Annotated in this window: 17 protein-coding genes and 1 rRNA gene; 5 read left to right on the top strand and 13 right to left on the bottom strand. The window is 34.9% G+C overall.

What is annotated here, in order from left to right:
* Both CRO45_RS17935 and CRO45_RS17930 read right to left on the bottom strand, forming a co-directional pair.
* Positions 1-190 (bottom strand): 16S ribosomal RNA (locus CRO45_RS17935); the annotation flags it as partial.
* A 336-nt stretch (positions 191-526) separates the two neighbouring features.
* Positions 527-1,420: a nucleotidyltransferase-like protein gene (locus CRO45_RS17930; RefSeq protein ID WP_097151002.1), complete on the bottom strand. Its 894-nt coding sequence runs from the start codon at positions 1,418-1,420 to the stop codon at positions 527-529.
* Between the two features lie 133 nt (positions 1,421-1,553).
* Here CRO45_RS17930 and CRO45_RS17925 point away from each other — a divergent pair, with 133 nt between their 5' ends.
* Positions 1,554-1,922: a YgzB family protein gene (locus tag CRO45_RS17925; protein WP_097151001.1), complete on the top strand. Its 369-nt coding sequence runs from the start codon at positions 1,554-1,556 to the stop codon at positions 1,920-1,922.
* 66 nt (positions 1,923-1,988) lie between these two features.
* Here CRO45_RS17925 and perR read toward each other — a convergent pair whose 3' ends face one another.
* The 3 genes from perR to bcp all read right to left on the bottom strand — a co-directional run bounded on the left by perR (position 1,989) and on the right by bcp (position 4,017).
* Entirely contained in the window at positions 1,989-2,435 is a 447-nt protein-coding gene (gene perR / locus CRO45_RS17920; RefSeq protein ID WP_141400340.1) for a peroxide-responsive transcriptional repressor PerR, read from the bottom strand.
* Positions 2,436-2,600: 165 nt separating this feature from the next.
* Entirely contained in the window at positions 2,601-3,545 is a 945-nt protein-coding gene (locus CRO45_RS17915) for a D-2-hydroxyacid dehydrogenase (RefSeq protein WP_097150999.1), read from the bottom strand.
* Between the two features lies 1 nt (position 3,546).
* Positions 3,547-4,017 (bottom strand): thioredoxin-dependent thiol peroxidase, encoded by a 471-nt coding sequence (gene bcp / locus CRO45_RS17910; RefSeq protein ID WP_097150998.1) that lies wholly within the window; start codon positions 4,015-4,017, stop codon positions 3,547-3,549.
* Positions 4,018-4,135: 118 nt separating this feature from the next.
* Between bcp and CRO45_RS17905 the strand changes: the two genes are divergently transcribed.
* Both CRO45_RS17905 and CRO45_RS17900 read left to right on the top strand, forming a co-directional pair.
* Complete coding sequence (locus tag CRO45_RS17905; RefSeq protein WP_097150997.1) at positions 4,136-5,425, top strand: glutamate-1-semialdehyde 2,1-aminomutase; 1,290 nt, start codon at positions 4,136-4,138, stop codon at positions 5,423-5,425.
* Positions 5,426-5,529: 104 nt separating this feature from the next.
* A complete protein-coding gene (locus CRO45_RS17900) occupies positions 5,530-6,624 on the top strand; it encodes an FUSC family protein (RefSeq protein WP_097150996.1) in 1,095 nt (364 codons plus the stop codon).
* A gap of 523 nt (positions 6,625-7,147) precedes the next feature.
* On the opposite strand, the gene CRO45_RS17895 is transcribed toward CRO45_RS17900, so the two are convergent.
* The 4 genes from CRO45_RS17895 to mutY all read right to left on the bottom strand — a co-directional run bounded on the left by CRO45_RS17895 (position 7,148) and on the right by mutY (position 11,217).
* Positions 7,148-8,872 carry an ABC transporter ATP-binding protein gene (locus CRO45_RS17895; protein WP_170949553.1) on the bottom strand — a complete coding sequence of 575 codons (1,725 nt, stop codon included), beginning with the start codon at positions 8,870-8,872 and terminating at the stop codon, positions 7,148-7,150.
* 137 nt (positions 8,873-9,009) lie between these two features.
* Positions 9,010-9,558 (bottom strand): nucleoside tri-diphosphate phosphatase, encoded by a 549-nt coding sequence (gene ntdP / locus CRO45_RS17890; protein WP_097150995.1) that lies wholly within the window; start codon positions 9,556-9,558, stop codon positions 9,010-9,012.
* 349 nt (positions 9,559-9,907) lie between these two features.
* Entirely contained in the window at positions 9,908-10,081 is a 174-nt protein-coding gene (locus tag CRO45_RS20165) for a hypothetical protein (RefSeq protein ID WP_170949552.1), read from the bottom strand.
* 71 nt (positions 10,082-10,152) lie between these two features.
* The gene (mutY, locus tag CRO45_RS17885) at positions 10,153-11,217 is read right to left on the bottom strand and encodes an A/G-specific adenine glycosylase (RefSeq protein WP_097150994.1); all 1,065 of its coding nucleotides are present in this window, start codon (positions 11,215-11,217) and stop codon (positions 10,153-10,155) included.
* A gap of 121 nt (positions 11,218-11,338) precedes the next feature.
* Here mutY and CRO45_RS17880 point away from each other — a divergent pair, with 121 nt between their 5' ends.
* Positions 11,339-12,322, top strand: coding sequence for a metal-dependent hydrolase (locus CRO45_RS17880; protein ID WP_097150993.1), 984 nt, complete (start codon positions 11,339-11,341; stop codon positions 12,320-12,322).
* 106 nt (positions 12,323-12,428) lie between these two features.
* Here the strand turns inward: CRO45_RS17880 and CRO45_RS17875 are convergent, their stop codons facing one another.
* Genes CRO45_RS17875 through recX form a run of 3 tightly spaced genes read right to left on the bottom strand, consistent with a single transcriptional unit; the run spans position 12,429 to position 13,834 of the window.
* Positions 12,429-12,704: a YfhJ family protein gene (locus tag CRO45_RS17875; protein WP_097150992.1), complete on the bottom strand. Its 276-nt coding sequence runs from the start codon at positions 12,702-12,704 to the stop codon at positions 12,429-12,431.
* A 1-nt stretch (position 12,705) separates the two neighbouring features.
* Complete coding sequence (locus CRO45_RS17870; protein ID WP_097150991.1) at positions 12,706-13,032, bottom strand: YfhH family protein; 327 nt, start codon at positions 13,030-13,032, stop codon at positions 12,706-12,708.
* A gap of 1 nt (position 13,033) precedes the next feature.
* Positions 13,034-13,834, bottom strand: a complete 801-nt coding sequence (recX, locus tag CRO45_RS17865; RefSeq protein ID WP_097150990.1) for a recombination regulator RecX — start codon at positions 13,832-13,834, stop codon at positions 13,034-13,036.
* Positions 13,835-13,981: 147 nt separating this feature from the next.
* Here recX and CRO45_RS17860 point away from each other — a divergent pair, with 147 nt between their 5' ends.
* Positions 13,982-14,782 (top strand): polysaccharide deacetylase family protein, encoded by an 801-nt coding sequence (locus CRO45_RS17860; RefSeq protein WP_097150989.1) that lies wholly within the window; start codon positions 13,982-13,984, stop codon positions 14,780-14,782.
* A 45-nt stretch (positions 14,783-14,827) separates the two neighbouring features.
* Here the strand turns inward: CRO45_RS17860 and ribH are convergent, their stop codons facing one another.
* Positions 14,828-15,295, bottom strand: a complete 468-nt coding sequence (gene ribH / locus CRO45_RS17855; RefSeq protein ID WP_097150988.1) for a 6,7-dimethyl-8-ribityllumazine synthase — start codon at positions 15,293-15,295, stop codon at positions 14,828-14,830.
* Positions 15,296-15,300: the final 5 nt, after the last annotated feature.

Below are 15,300 nucleotides of genomic sequence, written 5' to 3'. Positions count from 1 at the left end.
TAAATTGTATTATCCGGTATTAGCCCCGGTTTCCCGGAGTTATCCCAAACTATAGGGCAGGTTGCCCACGTGTTACTCACCCGTCCGCCGCTAACTTTTCAAAAGCAAGCTTTTAAAAAGTTCGCTCGACTTGCATGTATTAGGCACGCCGCCAGCGTTCGTCCTGAGCCAGGATCAAACTCTCCATAAAATGGTGAATTTGAGTTAAGCTCAAAATTCAAACTGGCATCATAATTGATGTCCAAAATTTTTGTTTCTATATAGTAGAAACGTTTAATTCATTAACGTTTTGTTGTTCAGTTTTCAAGGTTCATAATTTCAGTCGTTTAACAGCGACTTCTCTACTATAACATCTATCAACTAATCTTGTCAACACTTTTAAAAAGAAATTATTTTGAGAAACAATTTCTATTTTTTATATTGCGTTGTCTTAGCGACGAGATTTATCTTACTACACAATTTGCATACATGTCAACACTTTTTAAGAATAAAAATTTCGAGGTATTATTAAACACCTCGAAATCATTTATAAAACATATTCTGATTCTACTAAATCTCTATCAACTTTGTAGTATCTATGTTGGATTGATTCGTTTTTTGATGTAATAGGTTCTACTGTAATATAGCCTTTATCTATTAAATATTCTATAAAAACCTCTAGATCACCTGAGTAATATTTCAATTCTTTATGTGTATGTAATTGTTGTATAGCCCAGGTTTCTTTTTGAAGCATCGTCTCTAGTATATGTTGTGCTCCGTCATGTGTTCTTGAATTAATCATAAACTCAATAGCTAAAAATAATAGTTCTAACTTCTTCTCTAAACTCTCTTTACTAAATAGTAATTCTTCATAGAGTTTATAAATAGCTGGCTGAATTTTTTTAACTTGAGACCACACAGTCACTTCCGGATATAGTCCCTTTTCTAAAACTGAAAGGCGAGCTAAATGATGTAAAGATTCAGTCACCTTGGAATATGCATCTAAATAATTCCCCTTATTAAATTGTTCTTTTCCTTCCATTACACGTCGTAATAACTTAGAAAATTGAATTCCGGTTTTTATTTTACTACCATATAACGGTTTTTCATGAAGTTTCGATTTTAGATTAACTAAGTATTCATTCCTATCAAATACGATTTTCCCATTAAAAATCCAATCGACAACTTGTCTTTTTGAGCCGATAAATAACCATTTATTAAGAATTTCTTCTGTTATAACATGCATTACCATCTTAAGCTCTTGATGAATATAGTGTTTTGTGAAAACAGGTATATCCGCTTCTTTTACAATAATTAATAATACAGAATCAAAGGTATCTGTAATGTTCTCGATATTATCAACTTTTTTTACAATGATGACCCCTAGTGTTTCAGGTTGACTTGCACGTTCTTGATAGATGGGACGTAAAATATGTTCCATTGGTAGTCCTCCTAGTTCTATACAGTAACTATTCTTTTCGACGATTTAATATAAGATTCCTTCTATAATGTTTCAATTACTACTATATTACGTTCTATGTTATAGTAGAGTTTGAATTAGGAGGAAATCAACTATGGCGACTAAAAAATATAGAAATAAAATAAATAAAATTCGAACTTTTGCTCTTGCATTAATTTTTATTGGGTTTGTCATTATGTATGGCGCAATTTTCTTCCGTGAAAATCAGCTACTTGTTATTATCTTTATGGTATTAGGTTTATTAGCAATTATCGGTAGTACAGTAGTTTATGGTTTTATAGGACTTCTTTCTACAAGAGCCGTACAAGTTGTATGTCCGAACTGTAATAGACATACAAAAGTGCTTGGTCGTGTTGATATTTGTGCACATTGTAACGAACCTTTAACACTTGACCCAGCATTAGTCGGAAAAGAATTTGACCAATCCTACAACCGTAAAAAGAACAGCCAACAAGAAAGCTAATCCTTTAAAGGGTTAGTTTTTTTATATTGAATAATTAATAACAAAAAACCTAGCAGAATTGCTAGGTTAGTTTGCATGTTGCTCTTCTGTTTTATTACAGTCTGGGCATGTACCGTATACTTCAAGTCGATGCAGGTTTACTTTGAAGCCAGTAACATGCGATGCGAAATGCTCCACTTCATCTAATCCTGGATAATGGAAGTCAACGATTTTACCGCAACATTGACATATCATATGATAGTGATCGTTAGTCACAAAATCAAATCGGCTTGCTGCATCCCCATAAGTTAACTCTTTAACTAACCCCGCTTCACGGAAAACACGTAGGTTGTTGTATACAGTAGCTACACTCATATTAGGGAATTTACCTTCAAGCGATTTATATATATCATCCGCTGTTGGGTGATTCATTGAATCTATTAAATATTCTAATATCGCATGACGTTGTGGAGTGATTCTTACACCGGTTGACTTTAACGTGTCTAGTGCATCTTTTAAATGCAATTCAGACATCGCCATGCACCTCTTTTCTAAAAAATTCTTATCTAATAATTATTATAATTAGTGTAATGCCAAGACTGTTCAATTGTCAATATTTCAGACCTTTTTATAACTAATTTACTCTAATTTTAATAAAATATTCATTAATTCAGAGAAATCAAATGTACTTTTTTCCAATTAATATCCGCGTAAAATATCCATCTTATTTTCTACATTGTCATCCCCATTTAGCCATTTTTTCAAGCTTGGTTTAAAGATTTCTAAACTTCTTTCCACATATCTTGAAGAATGACTAGAGAAATGCGGTGAAATTGTTACATTGTCCAGTTGCCATAGCTTACTGTCTGCTGGTAAAGGTTCAATTTCAAATACATCTAAAACCGCATGCCTAATAAGCTTCTCTTCTAACACTCTTGTAAGTACGTCTGTTGATACAACATCACCACGCCCAAAGTTTAAGAAAATTGTATTTTCTCCCATCTGCTTAAAGTGGTCATAAGAGAGTAAGTGTCTTGTTTCAGATGTACTCGGTAACATAGAAATAACAATTCCTGCTTTTGGCAATACGGATTTTAAATCATCAATTTTATATGTTTCATTCATAAAAGGAGCTTCTTGACCACTTCTATTACAGCCAATTGTAAATACTTCAAAGGCTTGAAGAAGTCGTCCAATTTCAGATCCAATTGCACCAGGACCAATAATTAATGCCGCGCTTCCGTTCAATTCAGATAGTTGCGCCTTTTTATTCCACTCGCCTTTTTTTTGATTGTCATAGATAAATGGTAAAGCACGTTTTAATGATAATATATGTGCAATTATTGATTCTGCCATTGGCTTTTTATGAATACCACGCACATTTGATACGAGTAATCCACGATCATGAATTGCTTGATGGGGCATCTTTTCAATTCCAGCCGAAGCAACAAAGATCCACTTTAATTTAGTTGCCAATTCAATTCTTTCCTCATTTAAATCTTCACCGTAAGTTACTAAAACGTCTGTATCAGGTAATTGTTTCTCGTCTAATTTTGGGTCAAACACAAACTCAACATTAGGAAATTCTTCTACTAATGGTTCTTTTAAATCAGGTCTTGGTTCAAACGTAAAATATATTTTCATTTTACTTCCCCTTTTCGCCAATGCTTTCAAGCACTTCTTCTATATGATTTTTCACTTTCACTTTTCGCCATTCTTTTCTAACAATTCCTTCCTCATCTATTAAGAAAGTAGATCGTTCGATGCCCATAAACTCACGGCCATACATTTTCTTTAAAACCCAAACTCCATAGGCTTCAGAGACTTTATGGTCATCGTCTACTAATAACGAAAAAGGTAATCCGTATTTTTCTATAAACTTCGTATGTTGAGCCGGTGAATCGGCACTCACTCCAAGAATAACTGCATTTAGTTCAGTGAATGTATCATGTTGATCACGGAAATCACATGCTTCTGTTGTACATCCTGGAGTCATATCTTTTGGATAGAAGTATAAAACAATTTTTTTACCTTTAAAATCACTTAATGAAACCGGTTCACTTTTTTCATTTAATAATGTAAATTCAGGTGCTTTTTCATTTAATAAAGTTGTCATCTAATATTCCTCCCTTAAAAGTATCGTACAGAACTCTCTAAGCAGTTTCAATTTCTTTGCCACTTTCATGAAATTAAGGCTACAATGTGTATTGGAATATCATATTGGAGGAACTATCATGAATCAAACAAAATCAGAAGAAATTTATAATGAAGCATTAGAACATATCGTAGGTGGAGTAAATAGTCCATCTCGTTCGTATAAAGCTGTAGGTGGTGGAGCACCTGTTGTCATGGAAAGAGGTAAAGGAGCATATTTCTATGATGTTGATGGAAATCGTTACATTGATTACCTAGCTGCCTACGGTCCAATTATTACAGGTTTTGGACATCCTCATATTGCTCAGGCGATTTCACACGCAGCAGAAACAGGAGTACTTTTTGGCACACCAACGGCGCATGAAGTTCGTTTTGCGAAAATGTTAAAAGATGCAATTCCTTCGTTAGATAAAGTACGTTTTACAAACTCTGGTACAGAAGCAGTTATGACTACTGTTCGCGTTGCTCGTGCATACACAGGACGTACTAAAATAATTAAATTTGCTGGATGTTATCACGGCCACTTCGACCAAGTGCTAGTTGCGGCTGGTTCTGGACCCGCAACATTAGGCTCCCCAGATTCTGCTGGTGTACCAGTAGCTGTTGCAACTGAAGTAATTACTGTTCCATTTAACAATAAGGAAGAATTCAAAATGGCAATTGATAAATGGGGAGACGAAGTAGCAGCAATTTTAATTGAACCAATCGTTGGAAACTTCGGAATGGTTATGCCAAATCCAGGGTTTTTAGAGTTTGTCCATGAAGTTGCAAAAGAAAAAGGTGCTCTAACAATTCACGATGAAGTAATTACTGCATTTAGATTCCATTATGGTGCTGCACAAGATCTACTTGGCTTAAAACCTGATTTAACGGCAATGGGTAAAATTATTGGTGGTGGTCTTCCAATTGGAGCTTATGGAGGACGCAAAGAAATTATGGATACTGTCGCACCACTTGGTCCTGCATATCAAGCAGGAACGATGGCGGGAAATCCTGCGTCTATGTTAGCTGGAATTGCTTGTTTAGAAGTATTAAAACAACCAGGGATTTATGAAGAAATGGATCGTCTAGGTGCAATTTTAGAAAAAGGCTTATTAGAAGCTGCTGAGAAACATGGTATAACGATTACTATCAACCGTATTAAAGGTGCATTATCGGTATACTTTACAAACGAAAAAGTAGAAAACTATGAACAAGCGGAAAAATCAGACGGAGAGATGTTTGGCCGTTTCTTCAAATTAATGCTTGAAAAAGGGGTTAACTTAGCTCCTTCAAAATACGAAGCATGGTTCTTAACGACAGAACATAAAGAAGAGGATATAATTGAAACAATCGCTGCAGCTGATTACGCGTTTTCAAAACTAGCTTAAGTTAAAAGTTTTATGGAAAGCCGCAGTATGTAGTCATAATTATCCTCGGTGAAATGGGATATTGTTATTGATTTTTTCTAAAGAGAAAGAGAGGGCTCTCATTTATGCAAGTAGGTGCCCGCGTTTTAAAAACGGGAGTTGCCATTGTATTTTCACTATTTTTAGCTGAACTATTAAATTTACCATCACCCGTTTTTGCAGGGATTGCTGCAATATTTGCGATTCAGCCATCGATTTATCGTTCCTATTTATCCATCCTAGAACAAATACAAGGGAATATTATCGGTGCTGCAATTGCCGTATTATTTGGTTTACTATTCGGTCATCACATTGTCGCGATTGGGATCGCTGCCATAATTGTCATTGGAATTATGCTAAAAATGAAGCTAGATAGCTCTTTATCGTTAGCACTTGTTACAGTTGTGGCCATTATGGTCTATGAAGGAGACGACTTTTTAGGATTTAGTTTGATTCGTTTTGGAACTGTGATGGTTGGTGTACTCGCTGCATTTATCGTTAATATGATTTTCTTACCACCACGATATGAAGTGAAATTGTTTAAAGCGATTCACACATTGCAGGATGATATTATTCGCTGGACTCGTCTGGCTGTTAGAAATGCATCGGAACATAATTCAACAAAAACAGCTATTAGTAAAATTCATAGTCGATATACTGATTTGGAAAAGATATATGAATTTTTCAAGGAAGAACGTAATTATACGAAAAGTAAACGATTTGTCCATGCAAGAAAGCTTGTAGTATATCGTCAAATGATGATCACAACACAGAAGAGTATGGAATTACTATCAAGGGTTTACAAACATGAAAATGCAATTGGGAACTTGCCTGATTCTTTTCGTAGTATGTTTTTAGAACGATTAGATTTCTTACTTACCTACCATGAGCAATTATTGTTAAAGTTTACAGGGAAACTAAAGCCTGAACATTCAAAGTGGACAGTAAGTGAAGAACATTTAGATCGATCTGCTGTTATGAAAAATATAATCGAACAAATTGTCCTTGATGATAGTATGCGTGAAGGTGAAGAGGATTTTTCAAGCTATCATTTATTTTATACATTCTCACGGATTTTAGACTACGAGGAAAACTTGGAACACCTTGATACATTAATAGTCTCTTATCGAAGCTATCATAGTAAGGAATCAAACGAAGATTTGGAAGAACAGTTCTACTAGAATAAAATAATACTCGCGGATTAAACTGAAATGATAGTTTAGGGTAAAGCTTGCAATATAAGTGCAAAGCTTTACCCTTTTTAACTTTTATTGGTGTAAATCAATATAATTTGGAAAACTTCCTGATCCAACTTCATTTTATAATGATATTCGCCAAATCTGAAGAATTATTCGCCAATTTAATATGTTTATTCGCCAATTCTAGCAAGGTATTCGCCAATATTATAACTAGAGCTTTTCATGGAACATTATTCGCCAAATCTGATGAGGTATTCGCCAGTTTAATATGTTTATTCGCCATTTCGAGCATGTTATTCGCCAATATTAAGAACTAGGGATTTTCATGGGGCGTTATTCGCCATTTCTGATGAGTTATTCGCCATTTTAATATGCTTATTCGCCAAAACTAGCATGTTATTCGCCAATATTAAAAACTGATTAGAATCTAGCCCTTTTTCCTAAAATCAAGTAATTAAAAAATGCCCAATTCCACTGACGGGAATTGAGCATTTCATTTTACTTATTAATCTAACTTCTGTATTTGGAACAGGTCGTAATAAATACCTTGCTTTTCCATTAATTCATCATGTGTACCTTGTTCCACTAACTCACCATGATCGATTACAAAAATTTTATCTGCATGAGTAATTGTAGATAGACGGTGGGCAATCATAATTGTTGTACGATTGTGAGCTAGTTGTTCTAAAGACTCTTGAATTAAAGCTTCACTTTCTAAATCTAATGCTGAAGTCGCCTCGTCTAAAACTAAGATTGGTGGATTTTTCAGGAACACTCGTGCAATTGCCACACGTTGTTTTTGTCCGCCAGATAGCTTCACACCGCGCTCTCCCACTTTAGTATCATAACCATCAGGTAATGACATGATGAAATCATGTGCATTTGCCGCCTTTGCAGCCTCAATGACCTCTTCATCTGTCGCATCAGGTCTACCCATTAGGATATTTTGCTTTACTGAGTCGCTGAACAAAATATTGTCCTGTAAAACGATCCCAATTTGAGAACGTAACGAACGCTGGGTAATATCTGCTACATTCACCCCATCAATTTTAACTGCTCCGCTTGTCACATCATAAAATCGTGGAATTAAGCTAACTATCGTGGATTTTCCTCCACCACTCATTCCAACAAAAGCAGCTGTTTCTCCAGGTTTAATTTGAAAATCTATATGATTTAATATGGTTTGCCCATCCTCATCATATTTAAAAGTCACTTTTTCAAAGTCCACTTGTCCCTTAATAGCAGGCAAATTTCTAGCATCTGTTTTGTCAGTGACATCATATTTTTCATCCATTAACTCAAACATACGATCCATAGATGCTATGGACTGCGTTAAAGTCGTAGAAGAGTTCATTAATCTTCGTAATGGTGCGTATAAACGTTCAATATATCCCATAAAAGCAGCCACTGTTCCTACAGTTAAATTCCCATTAATTACTTCATAACCTGCCCAACCAATAACTAAAAGTGGCGCAATATCAGTAATCGTATTGACCACAGCAAAGGATTTTGCATTCCAAACGGTATGATCAAGGGAACGGTCTAAAAATTCACCGTTTTCCTTATCAAAAATTTGTTGTTCATGTTTTTCAAGGGCAAAGCTTTTAATAATGCTTATACCACTTACCCGTTCATGTAAATAACTTTGAACTCCAGCTAAAGCTTGAGATCGTTTTCTTGTTAAGTCTCGTAGCTTTCCGAAAAAATACTTAACACTGATTGCAAAAAGAGGTAATGAAATAATTGCAACAAGCGTTAAACCAACGTCCATTGAAAGCATAATGCCGATGACGATTAGAATTGTCGCCATATCGAGCCACAAGTTCATTAATCCAATCATAATGAAGTTCTTCGTTTGTTCGACATCATTTATTACTCGGGAAATAACTTCCCCTGCTCGCGTATTCGCATAATACTTTAAACTTAACTTTTGAAGATGACCAAATAGTTCTTTACGAATATCGAACAACACTTTATTTCCTACATGTTGGGCGAAATATTGACGGTAATATTCAATAGGGGGACGAATGATGAAGAATAAAATGACCGTTCCACCAAGCCAATAAACTAACTGTGTGATTTTTTCACCTGAGGATAAAGATTCTTCTAAAATAATATCGTCAATGACGATCTTTGTAAGAAACGGAATAAATAATGGTATTGCAAATTTTAAAATTCCAATTAATAATGTTACAAAAATTTCCCATTTGTAAGGTTTAACAAACCTCATATAACGCCGCATACTACCCAAGGTTTTGAATTCACTTCCTTTCATCGTGCTGCAAGTTATGTTTTGCCTCCATGAATCCATAACTATTCATAACCTTAGAAAAGCCTATTGGCAATTCGACCAATAGGCGCATTTACTTATTCATTGGATGATTGCATTTCTTTCATAAATTGATAACGATTTGTCCACACTTCGATAAAATCTTGCGCAAAAGGACCTCTTCTTTGTTTAATCCAACTAATTAGTTTTTGAACATTGCGCTTCAATATCTTATCGATCACTTCGGGATAACCCATTTCTTTTTTATGTTGATTGTATTCGTCTTCATCTAACAAAGTATAAGTCATATCTGGAAACACCTTAATATCAAGATCGTAATCAATATATTTAATTGCATTGTTATCAAACACATATGGAGAACTCATATTACAGTAATAGTAAACACCATCTTCTCTTAACATGCAAATTATATTAAACCAATGCTCAGCATGGAAGTAACAGATTGATGGTTCCCTTGTTAACCATGTTCGTCCATCTGATTCGGTAACAAGCGTTCTCTCATTCGCACCAATAAATATATTTTTCGTTCCTTTTAACACCGTCGTTTCCTGCCAAACTCGGTGAATCTGTCCATTATGTTTATAGCTATGTATTTGTATCTTTTCTCCTTCTACCGGTATTGCCATATAAAAGCCCACCTTTATCTTTGCTATAAAATTTTCGAAGTTAAATAATATATATTCCAATTATATTATAGCAATGGATTACCAAAACTTGTAGCAGGAAGAACGGACAATTTCACAATAAAAAATATTAGGTATAGACAATTTGCAATTGTCTATACCTAAATGTAACCATTTAATCAATGCCATTGGCGTATTAGCAGCCAGATTTTTATCGAGCACGCTCGGTAAATATCTGTTGCACCCACCGCAGGCTTTAACTTCATTTGAATCCAACAGAAAGGGGTTTATGATTGCATTTCATATTTCCGCTTTAAGACGTTGGAGGTTTTTACTTTAATGAAGTTAAAACTTATCGGTTATTGTTGTTATTGTTGTTGTTGCGGTTGTTGTTGCGTTGGTTATTTTGTTGTTTTTGTTTGTTGTTTTGTTGAGCAAAATCTTGCTCTGCTGCGAACTCAGCATTGTTGTTGTTGTTGTTATTATTGTTGTTATTGTTGTTACGGTTGTTATTGTTTTTTGCCATCTCTATTTCACCTCCACATAAACTATTGTGGGCTGATTGGATAGAGATTATTCGACAAATTCTCAAATTAATTATTTCAGACTATTCAAAACCTTCAACATTGGTACTGACATCGGTAATTGTCCAATCTCTTCAAGGCTATAGAAACCACATATTTCTGAACGGTCTCCTTCGTGCTCAGCTTCAACAAGATAATATGCCATCTCCCACGTTAAGTGAGAAAAGATATGTTTAAATTCAAGAATCGGATTATCTAAATTGCCTTTTAACTTAACATTATAATTATTTTCCAACGCCTCATAAATCTTTTCCGATGATTGATTCTTTAGTTTCTCAAGCATTGGAAACTGCCACATACTTGCAAGTAACCCTTCATCAGGTCTCTTCTCTACCAAGTAATGTCCGTTACCATCTTTAATGACAAACACATTGTACTGGATTGTTTTTGATTTTGTCTTTTTTGATTTTATAGGCAGTTCTTCTGGATGCCCTTCCTGAAACGCCATACAATATTCTCTGACAGGGCAAAGAAGACATTTTGGCGATGTTGGTGTACATATTTGCGCTCCTAGATCCATTAAACCTTGATTAAACGCACCTGGATCATCTTGGTCAATTAAATCCATTACTGCTTCTTCAAATATTTTTTTCGTCTTAGTTACAGCAATATCTTCTTTAATATGTAGCACTCGACTTAGTACTCTCATTACATTACCATCAACCGCATGTTCAGGTTCATTAAATGCAATACTTAATATGGCTCCAGCTGTATAGGGGCCGATTCCTTTTAATTTTGATAGGTCATGACGGTTATTTGGAACTTGTCCATCATATTTTTCAACGACTTCCCTTACTCCAGATTGTAAATTTCGTGCTCTGGAGTAATAACCTAAACCTTCCCACATTTTCAATAGTTCTTCTTGTGGGGCATAAGCTAATGATTGTGGTGTTGGGTATTTTTCTAAAAATCTATTATAATAAGGGATTACTGTATCAACGCGCGTTTGCTGCAGCATTACTTCAGAAACCCAAATTTTGTATGGATCATTTGTACGCCTCCATGGAAGATCACGTTTTTCACCGTGGTACCATTCCACAAGATTCGAGGTAAATTCATTTTTATATGGATATTTCACGACATCCTCCTTGAACAGATTTAATTTTACGTAAAAAGGGTATAATAAGATTGAGGATAAGTGGGTATTTATCCAATATAATAGTCTTATAGTAAATCTCCGACATAAGGAGTTGATAAATATGGATTCTGGTACACATCTTGTAATGGGTGTTGCTTTAGGTGGCCTTGCACTTGTAGATCCTGTTGTGGCTCAAAATTCCATGACATTTGGTGCCGTAATGGCAGGTACAATCTTAGGTTCTCAAGCTCCTGATGTCGATACTGTTTTAAAATTAAGAAATAATGCGGTTTATATAAGACATCATCGTGGAATTACGCATTCAATTCCAGCTGTCATCTTATGGCCACTTGCAATTACAGGTTTATTGTCACTTATTGTAGAAAATGCGAATATTTTTCACTTATGGCTTTGGACTTTTTTAGCGGTCTTTCTCCATGTTTTTGTTGATATATTTAATGCCTATGGAACACAAGCACTACGACCTTTTTCAAAAAAGTGGGTTGCATTGGGTGTCATAAATACGTTTGACCCCATTATTTTCGGACTCCATTGTATCGGTATTTTGCTTTGGGCTTTTGGAGCAAATCCAGTAGTTACTTTCGGCATTATGTATTTTATCATTTTTATTTATTATCTTTTAAGATTTGCTATTCAATCTGCTGTAAAAAATGCAGTTAGCAATACCATACAAGATGAAGACTATGTCATTGTCGCTCCAACATTGCGGTTCTTTTATTGGCGGGTTGCTGCAAAGTCAAAAACCCACTATTATGTTGGACGAGCATATGGTCGAACTGTAAATATTCACGACAAGATTGAAATTCGTCCCATTCCTAAAACTCCTTTAGTGGAAAAAGCTTTAAGTGATACAAATTTAGCAGCATTTGTCTCATTCTCCCCATTGTACAATTGGGAGATTTCCGAACTTCCGAGTGGATTAACGGAAGTCCGTTTAATTGACTTACGATACCGAAGTAACGATCGTTACCCTTTTGTTGCCGTTGCCCATTTAGATGATGAGTTGAATATTGTTAATTCATATACAGGCTGGATTTTTAGTGAAGATAAATTACAAAGAAAATTACAGATTGGTTCTAGTTGATTTTAACAATAAGTAAAACACAAGAATGTTCTTGTAGCTGAGCATTCTTGTGTTTTTTCAATGATTATTAGTATCCGCCAAAAATTGGTCAAAAGTTAAGCCCTCATTAATTCAATGACTCATCACTTTCATCCAATAAATGTGCATACTTTGGATTTCGTCCAGCGAATTCATGAATTTTATCTCCATAACTTTCTATCCATTGACGAATAATTCGCTCAGTATATTCTGCTCCTCGATATTCATAACCAGCTTTTGCATAAGTCGTTTCGAAATCACTCCAAAGTAATTCTATCCACGTTCTAGCCTTCCCAACAGATAAATGAGTGTTCTTTGACAAAAGATCCTGAGTTAACTGTTCAATAATTACATTTGCATCCATTCTATTTTCCTGCTTTCACTGGTAATAATAACGAAATAGGTAAAGCTTCTTCGAACTGTTCTCCACCAAGACGATAGCCCCAAGCAAAACGACCTTTTAAATACTCTACTTTGAAATACTCACCAGGTGATCCATCTAGACGATAGATTTCACCTTTTTCAATTGTGTCCGGGTCAATTAAATATGCAGCAGCCATTACTGCTTTTCTTTCATACACAGCAAATTCATTTACAATTCCTAATTGTTCCGCTTTACGAGCTTTTTCTTTTAAATTTGCAATTTCTTCACGGAGTTCTTGTTCCGTCATTGACGCATAACTTTTTTCCATACTATTCGCTCTCCTTTTCCTCTATAAACTGATCAATTACCTCTATAGGAAAACCTTTTTGATATAAGGCTTGTTTAACTTTCATCCGAAGTTCATTATCTGTAAATTTCGCACTATATTTCTTCCATATTTTTTCCCCTTGAAGACTAACGATATGTTGCCAATCATCATCTTCTCGCTCTAGGTCAATTTGGTCAAGTATCTCATTGATAATATCAAAAGAGTATCCTTTTCGAGACAAAAACTCTTGGATTTTTTGTTTTACTTGCATCGGAGTTTTTTTTGCATTTGCTTTAGCTGTTTTCTCTGCTAGAGACAATGCAATTTTTAGTTGTTCATCATATGTAAAGGTGTTTAGCACTTTTTCTTGGGTTTCTTTATCGATTCCCTTTTTAATTAAATCTTGCTTAATCGCTTTAGGACCCTTTTTTGCTGTTTTCTTTTTCGTTTCAAGAAGTGCTTTTGAATATGTTTCGTCATTCAAAAATCCAAGTTTCTCAAGTTTTCGAATCGCTTCTAGCACTACTGCTTCTCCAAAGCCTGCATCCAACAACTTCTTTTTTACTTCATATTCACTACGCATTTGATAACTTAAAAAATTCAAACCTCTATTGAACGCTTTGGCAATTTCATCTTCATATGTAATTTCATCGATATCAAATGGCTCGAGTATTTTTCCTTTTGTTAAACCAAACTTTATAAGAGTAGATTCATCGACTGCAAAGGCATATTGTTCATTTAAATATATATTATATCGCTGGTCATTTTTTTTCTGCCGAGTAATCTTTGAAATAACTTGCATAGAAACACTCCTTTAAAGCCTAGTATACATTGTTTTTTCTGATGTTTCATTTGAAGTATTCCTTGGTATTTTTTCCTACCAATGTAGCACCGCATAATGATTCATTTTTAGCACAATCTAATTTTGACAAAAGGAGGTCCATTTACTATGCGGAAAAAACATATAATAAATACTTTACTTATAATCATTACAGTTATAATTGCATTTGTATCAAATCCATCCGTCGCAAACGCAAAAGAATACAGTTGGGGATTTAAAAAATCGACGAATGGCGAACCTGTAAATGTTGGTGGTGAACTAGAGTCTGTTCTAAAAAAGCATGACTCACTGTACAAAGGAAAACCAGACAAAAAAGTCATTTACTTAACATTCGATAACGGTTTTGAAAATGGTTATACCGAAAGTATTCTTGATACATTGAAACAAGAAAATGTACCTGCAACATTTTTCTTAACTGGACATTATGTAAAAAGCGCAACTGATCTCGTGAAAAGAATGGTCGATGATGGACACATAATTGGGAATCATTCTTATGGCCACCCGAATATGGCGAGACTTTCAGAAGAAGAAATGGTAAAAGAATGGGAAGACTTTGATAATGTCCTAAAAGAATATACTGGCGTTGAACGCACTCACTATGCCCGACCGCCAGAGGGAATCTTTAGCGAAAAAGTTCTTGAAGTTGGTAATAAACACGGGTACCGTCACATTTTCTGGTCCATCGCTTTTGTAGATTGGGATCGAAATTCAACGAAAAGCGGAGATTACGCATATAACGAACTTATGAAACAATTGCATCCGGGTGCTGTCATTTTATTGCATACCGTAGCAAAGCACAATGCAGAAGGTTTACCGAAGTTTATTCAAGAAGCGAAGAAACAAGGGTATACATTTGATTCTCTAGATAATCTTGTACTAGATCATGCATTGGAAACTAAAAAGAATTAAATACAGCATAGAAAAAGGGACCTTACGATAAGATCCCTTTTTTACTTACTTAAACATTTTCTTTAAGTTTGCCATTTCAATAGCGGATACAGCTGAATCATATCCCTTATTTCCTGCTTTTGTTCCTGCACGTTCAATCGCTTGCTCGATGTTTTCAGTTGTCACTAAACCAAAAATTACAGGTACATTTGCGTCCAATGATACTTTAGCAATTCCTTTAGCTGCTTCGTTATTTACATAATCGTAATGACTAGTAGCTCCACGAATAACTGTACCTAACGCAATTACTGCATCGTAATTTCCTGTCTCCACCATCTGTTTTGCGATAAATGGTAGTTCAAATGCACCTGGAACCCACGCAACGTCTATATTTTCTTCATTTACTCCATGTCTTTTTAAACCATCTAATGCACCAGATACTAATTTTGATGTTATAAACTCATTAAATCGACCTACTACAATTCCAACTTTTAAATCTGTACCTATTAATTGTGCTTCAAATGTTCTACCCATTTTTT

The sequence above is a fragment of the Ureibacillus acetophenoni genome, from assembly GCF_900220965.1.
Taxonomy (GTDB): Bacteria; Bacillota; Bacilli; order Bacillales_A; family Planococcaceae; genus Ureibacillus; species Ureibacillus acetophenoni.
Note: the sequence above shows the minus strand (reverse complement) of the source record. Positions and strands in the feature narration are given on the sequence as shown.

Bases quoted from the DNA above. Each gene is read 5' to 3' on its own strand.
- perR (WP_141400340.1), bottom strand. From the start codon at position 2,435: ATGTCTGAATTGCATTTAAAAGATGCACTAGACACGTTAAAGTCAACC.
- CRO45_RS17905 (WP_097150997.1), top strand. From the start codon at position 4,136: ATGAATCAAACAAAATCAGAAGAAATTTATAATGAAGCATTAGAACAT.
- CRO45_RS17915 (WP_097150999.1), bottom strand. From the start codon at position 3,545: ATGAAAATATATTTTACGTTTGAACCAAGACCTGATTTAAAAGAACCA.
- bcp (WP_097150998.1), bottom strand. From the start codon at position 4,017: ATGACAACTTTATTAAATGAAAAAGCACCTGAATTTACATTATTAAAT.
- CRO45_RS17880 (WP_097150993.1), top strand. From the start codon at position 11,339: ATGGATTCTGGTACACATCTTGTAATGGGTGTTGCTTTAGGTGGCCTT.
- CRO45_RS17930 (WP_097151002.1), bottom strand. From the start codon at position 1,420: ATGGAACATATTTTACGTCCCATCTATCAAGAACGTGCAAGTCAACCT.
- recX (WP_097150990.1), bottom strand. From the start codon at position 13,834: ATGCAAGTTATTTCAAAGATTACTCGGCAGAAAAAAAATGACCAGCGA.
- CRO45_RS17895 (WP_170949553.1), bottom strand. From the start codon at position 8,872: ATGAGGTTTGTTAAACCTTACAAATGGGAAATTTTTGTAACATTATTA.
- ribH (WP_097150988.1), bottom strand. From the start codon at position 15,295: ATGGGTAGAACATTTGAAGCACAATTAATAGGTACAGATTTAAAAGTT.
- CRO45_RS17875 (WP_097150992.1), bottom strand. From the start codon at position 12,704: ATGGATGCAAATGTAATTATTGAACAGTTAACTCAGGATCTTTTGTCA.
- CRO45_RS17900 (WP_097150996.1), top strand. From the start codon at position 5,530: ATGCAAGTAGGTGCCCGCGTTTTAAAAACGGGAGTTGCCATTGTATTT.
- CRO45_RS17870 (WP_097150991.1), bottom strand. From the start codon at position 13,032: ATGGAAAAAAGTTATGCGTCAATGACGGAACAAGAACTCCGTGAAGAA.
- CRO45_RS17925 (WP_097151001.1), top strand. From the start codon at position 1,554: ATGGCGACTAAAAAATATAGAAATAAAATAAATAAAATTCGAACTTTT.
- CRO45_RS17860 (WP_097150989.1), top strand. From the start codon at position 13,982: ATGCGGAAAAAACATATAATAAATACTTTACTTATAATCATTACAGTT.
- ntdP (WP_097150995.1), bottom strand. From the start codon at position 9,558: ATGGCAATACCGGTAGAAGGAGAAAAGATACAAATACATAGCTATAAA.
- CRO45_RS20165 (WP_170949552.1), bottom strand. From the start codon at position 10,081: ATGGCAAAAAACAATAACAACCGTAACAACAATAACAACAATAATAAC.